At 37.1% G+C, this 16,584-nt stretch carries 24 protein-coding genes; 3 read left to right on the top strand and 21 right to left on the bottom strand.

Features of this window, described 5'->3' with window-relative positions; genetic code table 11:
• Positions 1–173: 173 nt before the first annotated feature.
• From BUA88_RS02695 to BUA88_RS02665, 7 genes are all read right to left on the bottom strand, one after another.
• Complete coding sequence (locus BUA88_RS02695) at positions 174–695, bottom strand: GNAT family N-acetyltransferase (protein WP_072912347.1); 522 nt, start codon at positions 693–695, stop codon at positions 174–176.
• A gap of 48 nt (positions 696–743) precedes the next feature.
• Positions 744–1,478, bottom strand: a complete 735-nt coding sequence (locus BUA88_RS02690) for a carbon-nitrogen hydrolase family protein (RefSeq protein WP_072912344.1) — start codon at positions 1,476–1,478, stop codon at positions 744–746.
• A gap of 60 nt (positions 1,479–1,538) precedes the next feature.
• Entirely contained in the window at positions 1,539–1,952 is a 414-nt protein-coding gene (locus BUA88_RS02685; RefSeq protein WP_072912342.1) for a GNAT family N-acetyltransferase, read from the bottom strand.
• 15 nt (positions 1,953–1,967) lie between these two features.
• Positions 1,968–2,633 carry a class I SAM-dependent methyltransferase gene (locus BUA88_RS02680; RefSeq protein WP_072912340.1) on the bottom strand — a complete coding sequence of 222 codons (666 nt, stop codon included), beginning with the start codon at positions 2,631–2,633 and terminating at the stop codon, positions 1,968–1,970.
• Positions 2,634–2,675: 42 nt separating this feature from the next.
• Positions 2,676–3,173, bottom strand: coding sequence for a GNAT family N-acetyltransferase (locus BUA88_RS02675; protein WP_072912337.1), 498 nt, complete (start codon positions 3,171–3,173; stop codon positions 2,676–2,678).
• Positions 3,173–4,708 carry an ATP-binding cassette domain-containing protein gene (locus BUA88_RS02670; RefSeq protein ID WP_072912335.1) on the bottom strand — a complete coding sequence of 512 codons (1,536 nt, stop codon included), beginning with the start codon at positions 4,706–4,708 and terminating at the stop codon, positions 3,173–3,175. Before BUA88_RS02670 ends, BUA88_RS02675 begins: the two co-directional genes overlap by 1 nt.
• Positions 4,709–5,083: 375 nt before the next feature.
• A complete protein-coding gene (locus BUA88_RS02665; protein WP_072912333.1) occupies positions 5,084–5,380 on the bottom strand; it encodes a hypothetical protein in 297 nt (98 codons plus the stop codon).
• 310 nt (positions 5,381–5,690) lie between these two features.
• On the opposite strand from BUA88_RS02665, the gene BUA88_RS02660 reads away from it, so the two are divergent.
• Complete coding sequence (locus BUA88_RS02660; protein ID WP_072912331.1) at positions 5,691–6,587, top strand: Fic family protein; 897 nt, start codon at positions 5,691–5,693, stop codon at positions 6,585–6,587.
• 220 nt (positions 6,588–6,807) lie between these two features.
• Here BUA88_RS02660 and BUA88_RS02655 read toward each other — a convergent pair whose 3' ends face one another.
• From BUA88_RS02655 to BUA88_RS02595, 13 genes are all read right to left on the bottom strand, one after another.
• On the bottom strand, positions 6,808–7,455 hold the full coding sequence (locus tag BUA88_RS02655) for a hypothetical protein (protein WP_143151389.1): 648 nt from the start codon (positions 7,453–7,455) through the stop codon (positions 6,808–6,810).
• A 129-nt stretch (positions 7,456–7,584) separates the two neighbouring features.
• Positions 7,585–7,857 carry a hypothetical protein gene (locus BUA88_RS02650; protein ID WP_072912326.1) on the bottom strand — a complete coding sequence of 91 codons (273 nt, stop codon included), beginning with the start codon at positions 7,855–7,857 and terminating at the stop codon, positions 7,585–7,587.
• 64 nt (positions 7,858–7,921) lie between these two features.
• Positions 7,922–8,197 carry a hypothetical protein gene (locus BUA88_RS16450; protein ID WP_242939562.1) on the bottom strand — a complete coding sequence of 92 codons (276 nt, stop codon included), beginning with the start codon at positions 8,195–8,197 and terminating at the stop codon, positions 7,922–7,924.
• A 6-nt stretch (positions 8,198–8,203) separates the two neighbouring features.
• Positions 8,204–8,470: a recombinase family protein gene (locus BUA88_RS16700; RefSeq protein WP_408633796.1), complete on the bottom strand. Its 267-nt coding sequence runs from the start codon at positions 8,468–8,470 to the stop codon at positions 8,204–8,206.
• A gap of 265 nt (positions 8,471–8,735) precedes the next feature.
• Complete coding sequence (locus BUA88_RS02640; RefSeq protein ID WP_072912324.1) at positions 8,736–9,188, bottom strand: isochorismatase family protein; 453 nt, start codon at positions 9,186–9,188, stop codon at positions 8,736–8,738.
• The gene (locus tag BUA88_RS02635; protein WP_072912320.1) at positions 9,188–9,499 is read right to left on the bottom strand and encodes a glutaredoxin-related protein; all 312 of its coding nucleotides are present in this window, start codon (positions 9,497–9,499) and stop codon (positions 9,188–9,190) included. Before BUA88_RS02635 ends, BUA88_RS02640 begins: the two co-directional genes overlap by 1 nt.
• A 208-nt stretch (positions 9,500–9,707) precedes the next feature.
• Positions 9,708–10,424 (bottom strand): hypothetical protein, encoded by a 717-nt coding sequence (locus BUA88_RS02630; protein ID WP_072912317.1) that lies wholly within the window; start codon positions 10,422–10,424, stop codon positions 9,708–9,710.
• A 4-nt stretch (positions 10,425–10,428) separates the two neighbouring features.
• Positions 10,429–10,875, bottom strand: a complete 447-nt coding sequence (locus tag BUA88_RS02625) for a hypothetical protein (protein WP_072912314.1) — start codon at positions 10,873–10,875, stop codon at positions 10,429–10,431.
• Positions 10,876–11,130: 255 nt separating this feature from the next.
• Positions 11,131–11,718 carry an L-2-amino-thiazoline-4-carboxylic acid hydrolase gene (locus BUA88_RS02620; RefSeq protein WP_072912311.1) on the bottom strand — a complete coding sequence of 196 codons (588 nt, stop codon included), beginning with the start codon at positions 11,716–11,718 and terminating at the stop codon, positions 11,131–11,133.
• A 236-nt stretch (positions 11,719–11,954) separates the two neighbouring features.
• Positions 11,955–12,221, bottom strand: coding sequence for a helix-turn-helix domain-containing protein (locus BUA88_RS02615; protein ID WP_072912308.1), 267 nt, complete (start codon positions 12,219–12,221; stop codon positions 11,955–11,957).
• Positions 12,218–12,355, bottom strand: a complete 138-nt coding sequence (locus tag BUA88_RS16695) for a type II toxin-antitoxin system RelE/ParE family toxin (protein ID WP_334292447.1) — start codon at positions 12,353–12,355, stop codon at positions 12,218–12,220. The genes BUA88_RS02615 and BUA88_RS16695 overlap by 4 nt, the downstream gene beginning before the upstream one ends.
• A gap of 303 nt (positions 12,356–12,658) precedes the next feature.
• Positions 12,659–12,880, bottom strand: coding sequence for a hypothetical protein (locus BUA88_RS02600; protein ID WP_072912303.1), 222 nt, complete (start codon positions 12,878–12,880; stop codon positions 12,659–12,661).
• A gap of 6 nt (positions 12,881–12,886) precedes the next feature.
• Positions 12,887–13,480: an HD domain-containing protein gene (locus tag BUA88_RS02595; RefSeq protein ID WP_072912300.1), complete on the bottom strand. Its 594-nt coding sequence runs from the start codon at positions 13,478–13,480 to the stop codon at positions 12,887–12,889.
• A gap of 345 nt (positions 13,481–13,825) precedes the next feature.
• On the opposite strand from BUA88_RS02595, the gene BUA88_RS16440 reads away from it, so the two are divergent.
• A complete protein-coding gene (locus BUA88_RS16440) occupies positions 13,826–14,308 on the top strand; it encodes a hypothetical protein (protein WP_242939561.1) in 483 nt (160 codons plus the stop codon).
• 27 nt (positions 14,309–14,335) lie between these two features.
• Complete coding sequence (locus BUA88_RS02590) at positions 14,336–15,898, top strand: methyl-accepting chemotaxis protein (RefSeq protein ID WP_242939560.1); 1,563 nt, start codon at positions 14,336–14,338, stop codon at positions 15,896–15,898.
• A 118-nt stretch (positions 15,899–16,016) separates the two neighbouring features.
• Here BUA88_RS02590 and pdxT read toward each other — a convergent pair whose 3' ends face one another.
• On the bottom strand, positions 16,017–16,511 hold the full coding sequence (pdxT, locus tag BUA88_RS02585; RefSeq protein WP_072912298.1) for a pyridoxal 5'-phosphate synthase glutaminase subunit PdxT: 495 nt from the start codon (positions 16,509–16,511) through the stop codon (positions 16,017–16,019).
• Positions 16,512–16,584 lie beyond the last annotated feature (73 nt).

The raw sequence follows: 16,584 nt of genomic DNA, 5'->3' as shown, positions 1-16,584 counted from the left end.
AAAAAAAGATTGGCATCAGAACATGTTTTGTACCATAAATTGCTGATATCTGATGCATCCAAAAGAGTATATCATTTATTCATTTCATTTTAAATCTGCATCTAACAAGATTTGTGAACTATTAGATGCAGAGAAATTCTGCTCGGTTAGGATACACAATAACTCAAGCATATTTAATCAGCCATATAATTATACTCGAGGCCATAGGTGCTATCGTTTTCTTCATTACTAAGGTAGTCATAGCCTTTTTCTGAAACAATCTTAAAACCACATTTCTCATGTGTTTTCAAAGATGCTATGTTTTTCTTACTTATGCAGACACATAACTTAAAACTTCCATCGTTCTTCATGTCTTCCAAAACATCATTGATAAGACGACATGCATACCCTTTCCGTCTGCTGTCTGGAGGTGTCTCAAGTGCTTCAAGATAAAACAATCCAGGCTTAATCATATTAGTTCTCAATGCGCAAAGCCATTTTCCATCTTCCTCATATATCCAATAAATGCTGTCATCAAGGTTATAAAAATCATTCTTTAAATAGTTGCAAAAGCCTGCCTCTACAAGTTTGACCGCTTTATTTTTATCCGTCTCGTCTGGGTAAAAGTATTCTGTATTCTCAAAATTACTTTCTGTATATATATCCATCAGTTTTCTTTCATCCAAATCACTATACTTCATTATTTTTCTAAGCATAACAACACCTTCACTCTTTCATAATCTTTATCATGCTATGAACCGTCTTCAAAGGCTAACATAAAGAACACTTTCTTTACCGGATGGTGTCTCCTTGATAATCTTGCCTTCCTCAAAAAAAGCAGCTCCGCCTCTGGCTATTTCGTGTTCGTCCCTATCAAGGCATACAGAATTGACATAAAGGACCTTATTTCCACAGTTTGCAGCTTGCTCTGCATACTCATACTTTACTGTCGTATTCCATTCATCAAAATTGAAATCTGTGTAAACTGGCCATATAACCATGTCTGCATCAAGTGCTTTCATATGTGACGCATATTCTTCATCCCAGAAATCTCCGCATAGCCCAATACTAATCTTAGTATTCAAATATTCAAATGTATGAAAACTGTCTCCCTCTTTGTAATGAGCATCTGCACAAGACTCTTTCCAACCTTCCGATACTCTTCGGAAAACATCAACAATGTCGCCATTTGCACCTATCGTCAGCTGACTACTGTAAAGGCTGTCTTTATCTTTTTCGACTAATCCAAAACAAATCGCTGTATGCTTCTCCTTTGCCAGCTTTCTTATGTCCTCAATAATTGGTGATTCTAATTCAATGGCAATGCTCTTGTCTTTTTCATAATTCCATGAGAGTGCATCAAAGCCCTGTAAGAATGTCTCTCCAAATACGATAATATCTGCCTTGTCATTACATTCGCTTATAATCTTACATATTTTTTCTTTGTTGTATTTTATGTCGCCATTTTTAAAACCAACAGCTGCTAAAACAATATTCATTTGTCCCTCCAAATCCTCCAATATATTGCGATAATTTACACTATCTGCAATCATCAGCGCCTATACCAGCTGCTTTTTAAGCATTATTATCTCTTCTGTCCTATATTCTTCCGTAAAGCCACATTCCTTAAAAAGCCTGACCGCAGTATTATCGATTGCAATATTATCATATATGCTATCCATACCATTGTCCTTAGCCTGTTCGCAAAGGAGCAGCAACCCTGCCTTTCCATATCCTCTTCCACGATACTTTGAAGCAATAATCACATCTGCCATACACATATTGTGTTTACTATCAATATGGTATGCCACCTCGCCGACAAACTCACCATCGGTATTCTTCAAGTAACGATAAAAGCATTTTCCATCATCATTTACAACCCAGTCATTATACCAGCCTTCCCACTTTTCTTTTGGAAATGGGATTGTGCCACCCCAGGCATGATTATATTCCATTGTGGCAGGATCAGCCATAAACTCCTCACGGAACTATAAGTCCTCAAGTTTTGGAATGTACAGGCTGACACATATATCGTTTACCTTTTTTATCTCAATTACACCGGAGCAATAGGATTTAGGATAGAATTCCGCCCCGGGAAATGCCTCTCTAAGTTCATCCAAAACAAAATAGATTTCATCCTCATCCCAGTCATCAGCGGCTTCTTCCCTGCACTTTTCCAATTCTGCCCTCGTTTCAAATGCAACATCACCAATAAGAAGCTTTCCCCCTTCATTAAGCCTGTCTGTTAGCGACTTGAAAAATGAAATCTTCTGCTCATCTGTCAGGTGGTGTAAGGAGTATGTTCCAATGATGTAATCATATTTTAAATCCACAAGTTCTTTAACTAAGCCTTTGGAAAAATCCCCCTGGTAAAGATGTGCCTTTTCCATCTTCTGCTGAGCAAGCTCTATCATTCTCTGAGAAAAGTCCTGTCCATAAACATCACATTCATTCTCATAGAGTTTTGTAGTAAGCGTCCCTGTTCCAAATCCAATATCAAGGACCTTAGCGTTTTTCTTTGCCATTACCTCCCGGAATATCATTCCCAGTACATCCTTATATCCTGCAAACGGATAACTATTTTCTTCATCTGAAAGGCCAACGGCTGCATCATAGCCATCTGCCCATAAATCAAATCCTTTATTATCTAACATACTGTCTCCTTATTCTTCATTCAAAAGGCACATCGAGATGCCTTATTTTTCTGCAATCACATATCCCTGCAGCTTAAGATTCTTTCCGGAATCTGTTACTGTTTCCTCAAGATCACACTCGATAATATCATAATCTGTCCCGAACCTACTTAGTAGCTTCATGCTACCTTCGTTTCGTATATCTGCCTCATAATAGAATTTTTTCTTGTCATATGTCCTTGCAGCATACTTAAGCAGTTTCTTTAAAGCAGCATACGCAAATCCTTTTCTTTGTTCATTCTCAATGATCCAGACTCCCAGTTCAGGACAATCACTTGTCATTCCATGCATTTCCACACTCCCGATGAATTTATCATCATCTGAGATTACAGAATAAAACAGGGTTTCTCCTTTCTCCATCTCATCCATAAACTCCTGCAGCATATCTTTGGAAGCCTCAATGTTTTCAAACGGCTCCGGCCACTGATATTTTGTTATTTCTTCATTAAATCCATTAAAGTAATCGTTAAGATATTTCATATCAAAAGGTTCAATATGCATTATTTCAATCCTTCCTCTGTTAGTATATAGGTCTTGGTACAGACCTCATCGATGTACTTTCTGTCGTGAGAGATACTTATCACTGCTCCGGGAAATGAAGCTATCATCTCCCTAATGACCGGTCCCGACAGTGGTGAAAAGTTTCTTGTTGGCTCATCAAGGATAAGAACATTAGCATCAGACATGCTCATCTTTAAAAGAAGCACCTTGGCTTTCTGACCACCTGACAGTTCTCTTATCGGATGGTCCATCTCATCAGGAGTATACTTAAGGGAGCCAAGATATGTTCTGATACGTGTTCGAATCACCTTATCCCCTGTATCATCGAGAAATTCAACCGGCGTGGCAGCAAGATCAAGCATATCCTCATAGTTCTGCGGCATATACTGTGCTCTTATGTCCTTTCTTGAAAGAAGCTCATCTGCCATTTTCTTAAGAAGTGTTGTTTTTCCAACTCCATTAGTACCCACAATGCAGATTTTCTCAGGACCTCTTACCCTTAAAAAGATATTTCGGGAAAGGATTTTGCTCCCATCAGGCGTTCTAAGTTCATCCTGAGAATACTCAATAACCGTCTTTCCAGCAGGCACTATTGCATCTTTATTACCAAGTTTAAAAAAGATTGCCTCCTCCTGCTCCGGCATTTCAGTCATGTTTTCATCCATTTTTTCAAAGCGCTTCCCCATAGCCTTAACGGTATGCATCTTATCCTTCAGGTTCTTTCCCGGCGCATCTCTGGCGCCTTTTGATATATACGTAAGCGCATGATCAACGCTGTCATAAACTCGCCTGAACTTTTCATCACGAATTTTCTTTTCCCTGCGATCATTAAGTGCCTGCTGCTCCTGACGCTGGAAGTTATCAGCCCTTCTTTTTATGTAGTTCTCGTAATTGTCTTTTACAATCGTATATCTTGACTTGCTTTTCCGCATTATCTGTTCCAAATGGATGATAACGTTGGCCGTATTCTCAATAAGTGTTTCATCATGTGAAATAAAGAGAACAATATGCTTCCAGTCCTTTATCAGCTTTTCCAAGAGTTCTAACGTACTTATATCAATATCGTTTGAAGGCTCGTCCAGCAAAAGAACTGTCGGCTCATCCATAAGAAGTCTCATAAGCTGCGCCTTTACCTTCTCACCACCGGACAGGCTCCCCATTATCTGGTCACTATAAAAGAACTCTGATGGAACCTGAAACTGACTAGCCATTTCGGATAGTTCCTTTGGTGTCTTATCAAAAAACAACGTTCCTTCTGAAAAAAACTCGTACAAGGTTTTGACTCTGTCGCATTCATTAAGTTCCTGAGGTAAATACCCCAAAGACTCCCCTCCTGTTATCCTTTCACCACTGCACTCTGTATATGCCTCTGCAAGATTTGGATCATATATCCACTTCATAAGCGTAGACTTTCCATTTCCCTCTTCTCCTATGATCACAGCTTTGTCCCCATCATTTAATACCATATTGAATTTATCCAGAATAATTCTCAGATCTTTGAGATGCGTTATAGTAAGGTCTTTTATCTGTAACATTTTTCCTCCTGCATACATTTCCATAAGCTGCGCATGAAAAAAGCCTATTCCGCATACGCAAAATAGACTCACACAAATAGACCTACTATAAGTATATAGAAATAAAATAGGCTAAGAATGTATGATAATCCAGTTTAAGCGTACACAAAATAGCTGCCTTGGCAGCATTGTCATTACTGACAGTGTTCACTCAAGCTAAATTATCTAATAATCATTCCTTCACCTATGCGATTAACGCTCTTTCTTTTTTATTGACAAAAACTATGCTATCACCAAAAGATTTTTGATGCAAGCCCAAAATGAATTTTTGCAGACAACTAAACTCTTTCTCGCAATAAAAAAAGAGGCATCCATTTTGTGAATGCCTCCTATTACTCATATCATATTAAAATGTTTCAGCGCCTCAGTAATAGCCTTCTCCTTTTCTGGTGTTGTTCCCGGCTGTCTGCTATCTTCGGACTTCGGCTTATTATAATTCTCCCTCTCAATAATGCCATTCTTTCTCTTTACCTGAGCTATATTAAGATTCGTAACATGTAAATCATATTTCTCCTGTACCCAATCTCTTATCTCATCGTAGGTAGCTCCGTCCTTGAAACCATCAGTATCCATACCCTCTAATGAGAACTCAACCTTAACCTTCTTACTGGGTATCTCGCCCTTGGAAAGCAAGACAACCGTCTCCTCTGTACTTGTATAAGGGTATTGTACTTCTTTTCAAAAAAGAAAGCACCAATCAATAATGGTTGATTCTTTTTGAAAAATCTACAATAGTACATGTCACAATTACAACAATAGTGAGGATTGCCATTATTTTGATATCTATATGTGCCTATATCTTATGTTGTATATGCAAATATGATATTACATATATATTTACGGCAATATAAACCAGATATTCAACATATGAAATGCTGTTTTATATTGCCGAATATGTTATAATTATTCCATAAAGATAATTAATGAACTTTCGGAGAAGCATATGATTTATATTGATGTTACAGAAGCCGCAAATAAATGGAATATATCAGAACGTAGTGTAAGAAATTATTGTAATGCTGGGAGAATCCCTGGAGCAGTAATACAAAATGGTTCGTGGGCTATCCCTTCAAATGCTGAAAAACCAGCGAGAAAGCAAAGAGCTGGAAAACTTCCTACGGATCTTCTTTCTCGTTTAAAAATAGAAAAGGACGCAGGAATCACGGGTGGAATATATCACAAAATTCAGATTGAATTAACATATAATTCCAACCATATAGAAGGAAGTCGCCTTACACACGATGAAACAAGATACATATACGAGACAAACACAATAGGCGTAGAGAAAGATACTATTAATGTCGATGATATTGTGGAAACAGTCAATCATTTCCGCTGTATAGATCTTGCTATTGAACAGGCAAATTATGCACTTAGCGAGAGCTTTATTAAGCAATTACATCTTGTTCTCAAATCAGGCACTTCTGACAGTAGAAAACCTTGGTTTGCTGTAGGCGATTACAAAAGACTCGCCAACGAGGTTGGAGGATTAGAAACTGTTTCTCCTGAAAATGTTCCAAATTCCATGAAAGAACTTATTAAGACATATAATAAAGACAAGATAAAATCCATAAATGACATAATCGAATTTCACTATCAGTTTGAAAAAATCCATCCATTTCAAGATGGAAATGGACGAATTGGACGACTTATCATGTTCAAAGAATGTCTTAGAAATGGAATCACTCCATTTATAATTGAAGATGATATAAAAGAATATTACTACAGAGGTCTAAAAGAATGGAATAATGAAAAAGGATATCTCACTGATACCATTCTCTCATGCCAAGATCGATTTAAGAAGTATATGGATTATTATGGTTTAAAATATAATGACTAAATAACTGCAGTTACAAAGGACAGGTATAATGTAAATCCCTGTCCTTTTTGGCACCACAAATTCCCTATCTTATAAAAACTCAGAGAAAATATGATTTTATGTGAGTAATGCAAAAAATCCCCTGCCATTTAGCAGGGGAAGCACTAGGTACTCATAGACCTTAGCTAAATAATATATAGCAAGGGATTTTTCTCAATGCGCAAGTCTTTTTTGTGAATTACTATATGATAAGCTCTAATAGCAATTCTTTGTAGCGCTGTGATTTGGTTTTAATGTCCTCCTCGGATACTCCGTAGTAAAGATAGGTATTCTTCATTATTTTTTTCCATTCGCGTATAAATCTTTTACTTCCACCTGCACCGCCACCAATATATTCGTGAGTGCGCTCTATAATGATATGCATTTCGTCGTTTTGTGATTTTCCGCGTCTTATATACTTATGAAAGTCAATATCATACACTTCTGAAGGAATGGATTCCGCTAACATGCGCTCTTGCTGTAGTTTTAATTCAAGATTCTTTATGATTGTCCCAACATCATCACTTGTTGACGATAGATAAGAACTATCCGCAGCTAACTCAGGCATGTCCTCAAGAAGAAAAGTTGTCCGCATCTGCTGATACTCTTCCATAAATTCAACACCTGATACATCTACTTCAGTAAAACCATATTTTGTTGAAAGTAACTCTTCAACTTCCTCTAAGCTATGAGTACCTGGAACTATACGTCTCGCCCAATATCTTCTTTTTAGATTGTTTATAGTTATCTGTATTCTTTGCGATATTGAAAGCTTATGAGAATTATTATAAAACACTATAGAAGTCGGGCCATCAGCTCCACCTATAAATTTATTTGAATCTGCTTCCATAATCATATTATTAATTTATAGAGCTTGTTCTCAATGAGCAAGCCCTTTTTGTTGCCAATTTCTAGCCGATAATCAATCCACACTCTAAACGAGGTTCTCTAGCGTATCATTTACAGGATTAAGCATCTTCTATTTTGGTCCAAAAAAATTTTGTGCTCCACGCATCCTTAATTCAGCGTCACAAGATTCCTTGTATCCTGTCTGTACATTTACATCAAAAGAATTGTCTGACGCACTGTCCGCTGGAGGAATCTTCCCATGAAATGTTCTTTCTGGAATTTTTCCTTCAACCTGTCTTTTGTAATCAATGTCTTGAATTATTTTAAGAACTGATTTGAAAATAATCGGCACTAAAACAATAGCCCCCAATACGATAAATAACGCAATAGCTGATGAATTCATAAGCAAAATTCCCCCTTCTCTTTTATTATAAAGTACCACAATAATAAATGATATGTCTATAAATTTAGGTGAGTTTCTCACTCTCAATATACTTCTTCAAAGTATTCCTTGAAATGCTATACTTCTTCATCAAATCCACCTGCTTAATCGAGCGGTCATGCAGGTACGCTTGAATATCTGCTTTGAGCTCAGGTGTCAGCTTGTCAAACTGCCCCTGCTTTCTTCCGCTGCGCTTATTACTTGCAGCGATACCGTCCTTGATTGCCTTAGAAATATATAAGCGCTGCTGCTCTGCTCTATCTAGCTCTACAATAAGAAGTAACTTTATTACGCCTTCCATAGCTGTTCATGTGACTAGATCCTGCACTTGGGCTACGTCCATCATCTGCTTGATGTACTCGCTGGACACAGTTGGATTATCAATGAACACAACATTGATACCCCGATTAAGCAATTCCATATATTTCTTATAGCCGTTCTCAGCTTCACGAGTGAATCTGGAAATGTCCTTAAAGACAACGGTATCATCTTTCTGCAAAATCTTATCCAGCTTCTGGAACTGAGGTCTCTCAGTAAAATTTTTTGCAGACTTCTCTTCTGTAAACTCAACCAGATATTCTATGCCATGCTCTTTTGCATAGCGACTCAGACTTTTAATCTGTCTGTTGAAGTTTTTGCTTCTCTTGATCTGTAGATATTCTCATATAGCTGTAATAATTTCCCATCTAGAACCTCCAAAACCATCAAATTAACTATTGTTAGTTTGCTCAAAGAAAAATAGTATCAGAATAACTATTATTAATGATTATTCTGATACTATTTTAAGAATGTGTTCATACAAACGTTAATTTGATACATATTAAATAATATGTGTTCAATTAATCAGCTATTGTCTCTACCCCAGTTTCCTGCATCTCGGGGAGCTCTTTTAAATAGAAATTGTCATTAATCGCAGCTACAGAATCCAAATAAAGTCTAACAGCATATCCTCTCTTCCTCGCATCCATAGCACTACGAGCCACACAACATCTGCCATCTACTCCAACCATATTGATGGTATCTACTTTCAAGCGTTCTATGAACTGCGCAAACTCTTCCGAGGAAAAAGCACTTGGCCATCTTTTGGCAAATACATACTCCGATACTACATCAAGGCCTTCAGCTAACACATACTTATCCTCATTCTCAATCTTGCCTACATTTCTCACATAGACTACAGGAATGTCCGCAGCCACAGCTTCTTGAATACGCATATTAACACGTTCAAGTAGATCTGACTCATAGCTATCCATGTACTTTTGCTGCATATCAATCACTAATAATATTTCCATTAGCAACCTTTTCTTCCGCTCTTGTGGTCTTCTATAGAGCAAGCATCAACTGTACCATACTCAATCAAGCCTGCATCGGCAGGATCAATTGAAACTCTACCATCCTCGAATACAAAAGCAGGGATACCTACATCGCCTATTTCTTTACAGTGATCAAAAACAGAATTGGTATCACGTAGTCTAGTGAATGCTCCCATATTTCTGATGTTCTCACCTATATTGATATATTCAAATTCTGACTCTCTACCCTTAATCTGCTCATGAATATAATCGCAATATGGACAAGTTGGCATTCCGTATATCTTAATCATAGGCTTTCCCCTCCATTTCCTATAATCTTCTTACCACAACCCGATTAAAAATAACCTCTCCTCTAGAAATTCTTTTTCAAATTGATTTCTGTAGGTATGATTGGCCAAAGTATTATAGCCATAGAAAGAATTGATGTCCTTTGGACCATGTTTCCACAAAAGCCATCCAAACAAAATCATAATACCTGGTATAAGCAATCCATTTTATTTATCTAAAAAGGAATCCAAGTGGATCTATATCAAAAAACATACAGGCAAAGACTAGCAACCAACAAATGGCAATGGTTCCAATAATCACTTTTATCAGTATGTCATTCCTAAGATGGTAAAACGGAATCTTTCCTAATCCTATAAGAAGAAACCAAGCACCAACTATGATGTGAATCCAAGGAAATAGATTAATAAATAAGTTTCCAGTACCTAGTGAGCCTATAAAAATAAAGGTACCAACAAACAATAGTAATGCACCTACTAATCGTAAGTAATAACCTTGTCTCCAACCTATATAAGCATGGTTCCATACACCTGGTCGATAGGAAAACCCTTTATCTATCAAATAATGCTCTATTATTGAAAAAAGCTTTTGCTCGTCGTGGTCAATAGTAGACCATTCTTTAACATCCACCTTTTTCCTCCACTTCAAATTTTCATTGGCAGTAACAGAATACACCCCTCTAGACTCTGCTGACATAGGTGGCTTGTACTCATCACAGTGGACTGTCATTTCCCCGCCATAAAATGTTCCGTCTGCACGGAGCTTATATTCTACAGAAAAGGGACGATATCTTTTTGAATTAGCACTTCCAGGAATCTCCTGAGTCTTCCATCTTCCAACAATAGTGTTTCCTTTAACCTCTATAACAAAAGGATATTCCTCTGCATTTAGATCTCTAAGAATGGCTTCTTTTAACTCATCACGTTCCATAACATTATTCACCTATTTCAAAATAGTCTTTTACATTAAAAGTCTCTCCAGTAGGCTCCTCCTCATCAGTAATACCTGAAACATATTCGGTTATGTATGTTTCTCCTGTGGCTGAATCTATGTAAAAACGAACTATCGCTGCCGTATAAGATCTAAATGCAACAACTATCTGCTTGTCAACACTAGACTCAACATTCCAGTAAACCTCATATTCTCCAGACTCTTCTAATTCTTTTACATCAGGATAATTCTCATAGCAGTAGTTTTTTATAGCATTTAAAGCCTCATCATCAGTAATTGAATCTGCACTGCTCTCATCATCTTTTGTTGAATCCGATTCTAAAATAATACTTGTAGGCTCATCTGCCCCACCAATTATCTCATCACTCTGCTTATTTCCACAGCCCACAAGCATACAAGCCAATAATAATGTAACTAACGTCTTTTTCATAAATAATCCCTTTGCTATATTTTTTCTTTCTAATATATCACAGAAGGGTATTTGATTATATTATTTACTTAGGATTCTTTATTTTATCCGGTACAATCCAGTAGTCGCAGATTGCCCCACCTATAACCAATGTATAATCTCTATGTAAAACTCCATGTTTTACTTCCGTCATCCTTGTAGTCATTTTCAAAATTACTTACCATTCAAACACAGCAAGTCGATTGATGATATTCTTACCGACGATAGCAAATATTTTTAAAAGGACTTTTTAAGTCTATAGTCGCAACAATCATCACCTTCTGCGACTGATTTAGTCCTCTTGTAATCAACTCCTCTAAATCCATTCATATATTCCTTATCCATGCAACAAATCATCTGAATAGCGTTTGGTGTGCCTAGTTCAAGAGCCTTATCATAGAGGGGGCAACTGACTACATCCATGAAACATTTGTCTTCAGTAACTAAAAGATTCTCTATTTCATATCCATCGCTCATTTTTGCAGCAATTCGGTCCATCTTTCTCCACATAAGCGTTGGAATGCCAGGCAAAGCAGTAAGCGTCCTAAAGATACCTTTTAGCATAAGTCCCATTTTTGTTCCAAAAGCTCTAGTAACAGTCAGTGCCTCTTCTGGATAAAAATGTTCAATTGAACGATACAATGCTACCGCAGGAAATACATATGATACAGTAGCCTTATCAGCCGATGGTTCTGCATCCTGTAGTTTGACAAATTCGGATTCAGCATTATTCCACATTTCTTTTGCCATGGCAGACCCATAGTTATCCTCTAATTCCTTATAGAAATTCCTGAAAATAAAAGATTTGTTCAAATTATTGCCCATTCCTCTAATTCCCCACTCTCTTCTAGTTTCATACTACCACCTCTCGTTAAATGCGTCTAACTTTATTTAAAAAATATAGAAGCTCTCACACTCGAAAGCTCCTAAATATAAGATAGCAACATTGCATGGCATTTTATTGGACGCCCTACTCCATTGATTTTAAAGGCAATTTTTTTATAAAAAAAGACTACTGTTTTTTTTCAGTAGTCTTTTCCATATTCATTATTCTATCCACACTATTTCATAGGTACAACAGCTAGAGTCTTGCCCAAGGCTGCCAACAACTTAATTATTGTTTCAAGCTGCGGATTGCTGGTTCCATTTTCGATTCTTGCTATAACAGGCTGCTTAACACCGCTTAGTTCTTCTAATTTACGCTGAGATATTCCTTGTTCCTTACGAGCTTTAATTAACTCACCCATAAGAGCAACCCTTAAATCACTTTCCGCAATTTCTTCAGGTGTGAACAATTCACTTCTTACTTCATTCCATGTTTTACTCATATCTGTTCATTCCTTTCCAAATAATCCGCCAGCTCTCGCTTTGCTTGCTCTATCTCGCGCTTTGGTGTCTTTTGTGTTTTCTTAGGAAACTGGTGTAATAAAATAAACTTGCCATTTTTTCGTACAATATTTATTCCTCTTCCTAATGATAACTTATTCGTTATCTAAGGTTATGATAACTTATAGATTATCAATTGTCAATTGGAATATTCGCAAATCGTTCGCAAATCACCTTTTATAATCCGCTGAGACTTCTAAAAATGTCCGTACTCCTATGATATAATCGTCATAAGCTGTTTCTGCGTCTTTTCCATGAAACACTTTGCAAAGCCCACACATATCGCAATCTGCAATACATGGAAATCTTTGCTTTATATAATCACGCCGTTCTTGTTCTGTTGATTTTATAATATCTGGAGCTTCTTTCATAAATATACCTATTTTATCTGCCTATCCTGACGGTATATAGACATATAATCCTTATTAATATCACTAATTTCCCGTTTACCATCTATATAGTCCTGATAAATATCCCACGGACTACCGCCACCAAGCCAACAAGAAGAACAGTTTTCACATCCGCCACCACAATCAAGAGATGCTTTTATAATCTCTTCGCGCTCTTCTCGTGTTGTATCTTTAATAAGGATTGATTTCATAGGCCTTTACCCCGCTAACATTTCCTCGTTAATTGTATCCTCACTAGCTGCCATTGCTTGCAAAGTTTTATCTAACAAATCGTTAAGCTCCCAGCCAAGCTGATTTGCGCCACGTTCTATAACCTCTCGTGAACATCCTGCAGCAAATCCCTTGCTTTTATATTTCTTCTTAAGAGATTTTAGTTCCATATCTTTAGTACTCTTAGATGGTCGCATCAGAGCTGCCGCCCAAATAAGTCCTGTCAACTCATCAGCTGCAAAGAGTACTTTTTCCATTTCTCTAATTGGTTCGACATCTATAGTTTCTCCGCAACCAACAGTAATACCGTATCCGTGTGAACATACTGCATGAATAATATCATCACTCACACCGCCCTCTTTTAATAATTCTGGAGCTTTTAAACAATGTTCATCTGGATACAATTCAAAATCTATATCATGTAAAAGTCCAACAATTCCCCAATATTCCTTTTCATCTGCATAACCAAGTTCATTTGCATACCATTTCATAACAGCTTCAACGGTTAATGCGTGTTGAATATGAAAAGAATCCTTGTTGTACTTTTTCAATAAGTCGAAGGCCTCTTCTCTTGAAATCATTTTTTCTATCCCCCTTCTCTTCTTTTCTAAAAGCATACTCTTTTAGTAGGTAAATGGCAATCTCTATATTACATAATACTGGAGGCAGTGTGCGTATTGATGGGAAGCAACCAGTGCACTTGATAATAAAAGTGAGCGATATATTCAGGAGAGCTTAGATAAGCTTGCAGCTAGGTGCAATTTAAGAGGTCGTTCACGTTGTACACTACACTGTGGCATAAAATACGCTCAAGTAAAACACAATTGTGCCAAATTTATATGCTATCATCAATATTGTCATTGTATATTTTAACCGATTTTTGCTTTTCTAAAAGTAGCAAAAACTATGTTGAATGGAGGTTTACGATGGGGATGAAGGAAAATACTACAGGATTTGCTAGTGGTGCTTCACCTAAAGCCATTAGCAAAAAATTGGCGATGCTTTTTGGTGTGTTACTGATATGCAGTACCCTTTTGGCAGAGTGTCTTATTCTAGGCTTTGGGTACAGAATGATGAAGAATTTGATTGACAGTTCGCTAAATAACGAAGTTGTAGCGGATGCAGGTCAGATTAACAAAGCATTAAACTCCATATTTTATTATTTGAATGGAATTGCAGATTCCACCGAAAAACTCCACTTTGAAGACAATGCTGAGATTATAGATTATTTGGCACAATCAGTAGGTAGATATGACCTTATTCCTACAGGAGCATATATTGGTACCAATACTGATGAATTTTTAGACCCATCTGGCTGGGTGCCTGGCGAAGATTATGTTGTAACAGAAAAGAAATGGTATCAGCAGGGTATTGGATATGATAATACATGGTTTTACTACTATGATTAACCATATTTTGATGCGGCAACGGGAGATTTGTGTGCTACCGTTATTCGCCATATTCATCTAAAGGATGGTAGAGAGGGTGTATTTGCAACTGATTTGATTTTGACTGCGTTACAGGAACAGTTAAATGAGGTAACTCTTTATAAAACGGGTGGCTGTATTATGGTTACAAGTGCAGGCCAAATCCTTTCTTATAAAGATACAAACCTTTGTGGTACAAATATCGCTGATAATTCATCAGACCCATTTTGGAAGGCAGTAGGAGAAAGTCTTGTTTCCGAAGATAATGTGGTTTCAACAGTAAAAACTGAGGGCGCAAGCTATTATATGGTTTCATCTACTGTAAGTGGTACCGACTGGAAGGTAATAGCATACGCAAAGAGAACAGAAGTATTGGCAGAACTTATCAAATTAGTTTATATACTTTCTGTTGCAACAATAGTAGTTGTAGTTTTGGTTGTAGCACTTGTATTAAGAGTTCTTTCTAATATGATTAAAAAGCCTGTTACAATGCTTACAGAAAATATTGAGAAAATCGCAAGTGGTGACTTCACAGTTGAAATATCATCTAGCGGAAATGATGAGATAGCATTTATGAATACTGCCATGGGCAAATTCATAAATGGTATGCGAGACAGTCTGAGTGAGATTAAATCTGTTTCAACAAAACTGATAGGAGATGCTCAAGACTCAAAGGATACTGCAGATAATCTGAAGTTGGCAGCAAATGAGCAGTCCGTTTCCATGAATCAGATTAGAAATAATATTGATGATATGGCAGAGGCAGTTAACGAAATAGCCGAAAATGCAACATTGCTAGCTCAAACAATTTCTGAGGTTACTACAGAAGAAGAGCAGATAGAAGATATCATGAACCAGTTGGTTAAAAAGGCTGATGTGGGACAAAATGATATGAAGTCAGTTGCTGAAGGAATGGATCATATCGTTTCATCTATGAAGGATATGTCTAATGCTGTTCAAAGTGTTGATGATGCTGCACAGCAAATCACACAGATAGTGGATATGATTAATTCTATTTCATCTCAGACTAATTTGCTATCTTTGAATGCTTCTATTGAAGCCGCCAGAGCGGGCGAGGCTGGAAAGGGATTTGCAGTTGTTGCAACCGAAATCGGAGCACTTGCCAACAATTCTGCCGAGGCAACTAATCAGATAGTAGATATTATCAAAGAAATGTCTGATAGAGTAAAAGACCTTTCAGAGAAATCAGAGACTAACTCACAGCTTATTGATGAAAGCTCAGGCTCTATTAATGCTGCAGCTGAAACCTTCCTTCAGATTACTACAGAGCTTAACAATGCTTCATCTACATTAGATGACATGGCTGAACAAATGAGAAAGGTAAATGATGTAGCTACAAATATGGCATCTGTATCAGAGCAGCAGTCTGCATCTACTCAAATGATTGCAGCAAATGTTGAAAAGGTAACAATGGCTTCTCAGGATGTAGCAGATTCCAGTGACCAAGTAGCAACAGCGGCAACAAATGTCTCTAATGCTGTAGATACTATCAATAGTAATCTTGTTAAATTTACGATTGAAGCATCTAACGAGATAAAAAAACAAATGTAAATCAATCTATAGTCGATATAACTATAAATTTACTGCCATTGTCAGGTTCACACTTCACTGTTATAGTGCTGTAGTGAGCCTGGACGATGGCTTTTGTTATTCTTGGGTGGCAAAGTAGTTATTGGTTGGCAACCATATCACAAAAATATTTATGAATATGTAGCGAGTCATTAAGCTCAGGATGAAATGCAGTTACCAGTTGATTTCCTTGTCTTGCTGCAACTATGTGACCATCAACTGTGGCAAGAGGTCTTGCTTTTTCCGAAACAGCTTTGATATAAGGCGCACGAATAAATGTCATAGGAACAGTACCAATTCCCTTAAAATCAGCCTCAGTGTAAAAGCTTCCAAGCTGTCTACCATAGGCATTTCTTTCAGCTACGATATCCATAGTCTGTAAGTAACTGCTGTCATCATTATTTATTTTATCTGCTAAAAGTAGCAATCCTGCGCAGGTACCAAATACAGGAAGTCCGTTTTCAATCATTTTCTTAAATGGCTCAAAAAGTCCTAGTTCCTTAAGAAGCTTTCCCTGTACGGTGCTTTCTCCACCTGGAATAATTAAGCCATCCTCAAACCTAGTAGACTTGATACAATTTGCCTTATCAGACACCGTTGCAGAACCTGTAAATTAGCATTCCTTTTTTAAGCAGTCTCGTTAATTTTGATAGAAACTTCTAGTTGAA

The organism is Pseudobutyrivibrio xylanivorans DSM 14809, assembly GCF_900141825.1.
GTDB lineage: Bacteria > Bacillota > Clostridia > Lachnospirales > Lachnospiraceae > Pseudobutyrivibrio > Pseudobutyrivibrio xylanivorans.
This window is presented reverse-complemented; position numbering and strand designations above follow the sequence as displayed.

What these genes read in the sequence shown, in the direction of transcription:
- BUA88_RS02675 (WP_072912337.1), bottom strand. Translation starts at nt 3,173, where the DNA reads ATGCATATTGAACCTTTTGATATGAAATATCTTAACGATTACTTTAAT.
- BUA88_RS02680 (WP_072912340.1), bottom strand. Translation starts at nt 2,633, where the DNA reads ATGTTAGATAATAAAGGATTTGATTTATGGGCAGATGGCTATGATGCA.
- BUA88_RS02650 (WP_072912326.1), bottom strand. Translation starts at nt 7,857, where the DNA reads ATGAATTCATCAGCTATTGCGTTATTTATCGTATTGGGGGCTATTGTT.
- BUA88_RS16450 (WP_242939562.1), bottom strand. Translation starts at nt 8,197, where the DNA reads ATGGAAGGCGTAATAAAGTTACTTCTTATTGTAGAGCTAGATAGAGCA.
- BUA88_RS02685 (WP_072912342.1), bottom strand. Translation starts at nt 1,952, where the DNA reads ATGGCTGATCCTGCCACAATGGAATATAATCATGCCTGGGGTGGCACA.
- BUA88_RS02620 (WP_072912311.1), bottom strand. Translation starts at nt 11,718, where the DNA reads ATGGGCAATAATTTGAACAAATCTTTTATTTTCAGGAATTTCTATAAG.
- BUA88_RS02690 (WP_072912344.1), bottom strand. Translation starts at nt 1,478, where the DNA reads ATGAATATTGTTTTAGCAGCTGTTGGTTTTAAAAATGGCGACATAAAA.
- BUA88_RS02595 (WP_072912300.1), bottom strand. Translation starts at nt 13,480, where the DNA reads ATGATTTCAAGAGAAGAGGCCTTCGACTTATTGAAAAAGTACAACAAG.
- BUA88_RS02640 (WP_072912324.1), bottom strand. Translation starts at nt 9,188, where the DNA reads ATGGAAATATTATTAGTGATTGATATGCAGCAAAAGTACATGGATAGC.
- BUA88_RS02615 (WP_072912308.1), bottom strand. Translation starts at nt 12,221, where the DNA reads ATGAGTAAAACATGGAATGAAGTAAGAAGTGAATTGTTCACACCTGAA.
- BUA88_RS02655 (WP_143151389.1), bottom strand. Translation starts at nt 7,455, where the DNA reads ATGGAAGCAGATTCAAATAAATTTATAGGTGGAGCTGATGGCCCGACT.
- BUA88_RS02695 (WP_072912347.1), bottom strand. Translation starts at nt 695, where the DNA reads ATGCTTAGAAAAATAATGAAGTATAGTGATTTGGATGAAAGAAAACTG.
- BUA88_RS02630 (WP_072912317.1), bottom strand. Translation starts at nt 10,424, where the DNA reads ATGGAACGTGATGAGTTAAAAGAAGCCATTCTTAGAGATCTAAATGCA.
- BUA88_RS02600 (WP_072912303.1), bottom strand. Translation starts at nt 12,880, where the DNA reads ATGAAATCAATCCTTATTAAAGATACAACACGAGAAGAGCGCGAAGAG.
- BUA88_RS02670 (WP_072912335.1), bottom strand. Translation starts at nt 4,708, where the DNA reads ATGTTACAGATAAAAGACCTTACTATAACGCATCTCAAAGATCTGAGA.
- BUA88_RS02660 (WP_072912331.1), top strand. Translation starts at nt 5,691, where the DNA reads ATGATTTATATTGATGTTACAGAAGCCGCAAATAAATGGAATATATCA.
- BUA88_RS16440 (WP_242939561.1), top strand. Translation starts at nt 13,826, where the DNA reads ATGGGGATGAAGGAAAATACTACAGGATTTGCTAGTGGTGCTTCACCT.
- BUA88_RS02635 (WP_072912320.1), bottom strand. Translation starts at nt 9,499, where the DNA reads ATGATTAAGATATACGGAATGCCAACTTGTCCATATTGCGATTATATT.
- BUA88_RS02625 (WP_072912314.1), bottom strand. Translation starts at nt 10,875, where the DNA reads ATGAAAAAGACGTTAGTTACATTATTATTGGCTTGTATGCTTGTGGGC.